Source organism: Nocardia seriolae NBRC 15557 (assembly GCF_007990715.1).
GTDB classification, from domain to species: domain Bacteria; phylum Actinomycetota; class Actinomycetes; order Mycobacteriales; family Mycobacteriaceae; genus Nocardia; species Nocardia seriolae.
In genome coordinates this window covers 1-1,393 of record NZ_BJWY01000263.1, presented here as the reverse complement: position 1 = coordinate 1,393, position 1,393 = coordinate 1, and the positions used below count along the sequence as shown (strand labels likewise).

At 67.6% G+C, this 1,393-nt stretch carries 1 protein-coding gene; it reads left to right on the top strand.

Translation table 11 applies throughout. From position 1 onward, the window contains the following. Positions 1 to 54 precede the first annotated feature (54 nt). Entirely contained in the window at positions 55 to 1,383 is a 1,329-nt protein-coding gene (locus NS2_RS35615) for an IS701 family transposase (protein ID WP_036552925.1), read from the top strand. Positions 1,384 to 1,393 lie beyond the last annotated feature (10 nt).

Genomic DNA, 1,393 nt, shown 5'->3' with positions numbered 1-1,393 from the left:
GGAGCATCGGCGGTGCAAATAACAGCCCGCCGTTGAAGACAGAGTGTTCCGCCGATGCTCCAGCCGTGCACCTTACCGGTCGCGCTCACACGTGTCCTGTTCCCGCTGCGGAAGTGTTTCACCGCACCGACTTTCACTACCTTCACCATGCTGGTGGCGGGCCTGTTCGCCCAGCCCGCGACCCGCACCGTGTGCGGGATGCTCACCGGCGCCGGCCTGGCACGGGTGTGGCACCACACCCGTGCGCACCGGTTCTTCTCCGCCGCTCGCTGGGATCCGGCCCAGCTCGGCCTGGTTGTCGCGGAATTGATTGTGGCCCAACTTCTTCCGCCGGGATCCGCGATCACGGTCGCGGTCGATGACACGTTGTGCCGGCGCCGCGGCAAACGCGTCCACGCCGCGGGCTGGTTCCACGACGGCTCCGCGGCAGGGCGGGCCAAGCTCGGGTTCGGCAACAACTGGATCGTTCTGGCGATCGTGGTCCGACTGCCGTTCACTTCGCGGCCGGTCGCGTTGCCGGTGGCCGCGGCCCTGTTCGTCAAAGGCGGCCCGGCCAAACCCGACCTCGCCCGCGAAATGCTCGACGCCCTGGCCGAACGGTTCGCCGACCGCGCGATCCACCTCGTCGCCGACAGCGCATACGGCTGCGGCGCTTTCGCGGGCCTGGGCGAGGCTATGACGATGACCACCCGCGCCAAAACCAACGCCGTGTTCTACGCCCCGGCCCCACCCCGCACCGGGAAAAGGGGCCGGCCCGCGCTCAAAGGCGACCGGATCGGCACCCCGGCCGAACTCGCCGTCACCGGCGGCTGGACGCCGGTGACGGTGACCCGGTACGGCGTCACCGGGCAGGTCCGGGTCATCGAGCGGGTGTGTCTGTGGTTCGGGACCTGGCGCACCGACCCCGTCCGGGTCATTCTCGTCGAAGATCCCAGCCGAAGCACCAAAACCGGTAAATCCCAACGATATTCGATCGCCTTGATCACAACCGACCTGACCTCGCCCGCCGCGGAGATCATCGCCCGCTACGCCGATCGCTGGGCCATCGAGGTCACGTTCTTCGACGCGAAGAACATCCTCGGGGTCGGACAAGCCCGCAACCGAGTGGCCCACGCAGTCACTCGCACAGTGCCTTTCGGCCTGTTCGCGCACAGCATCCTCGTCCTCTGGTACGCGGCCGCCGGCCACGACGACAATGACGCGGCCCTGCGCCGCATCGCCGCGCCCTGGTACCGCACCAAGACCGAACCATCGACCCTGGACATGCTCGTCAAGCTCCGCCGCCAGCTCATCGCCGCCCGATTTATCCCAGAATCACCCCGACCAGCGACAACCCAAGAAATCATGGAAGTCCAGCTCGCCTGGGCTCAGGCCGCCGCATGACTGCGAAAGT

Bases quoted from the DNA above. Each gene is read 5' to 3' on its own strand.
- NS2_RS35615 (WP_036552925.1), top strand. From the start codon at position 55: ATGCTCCAGCCGTGCACCTTACCGGTCGCGCTCACACGTGTCCTGTTC.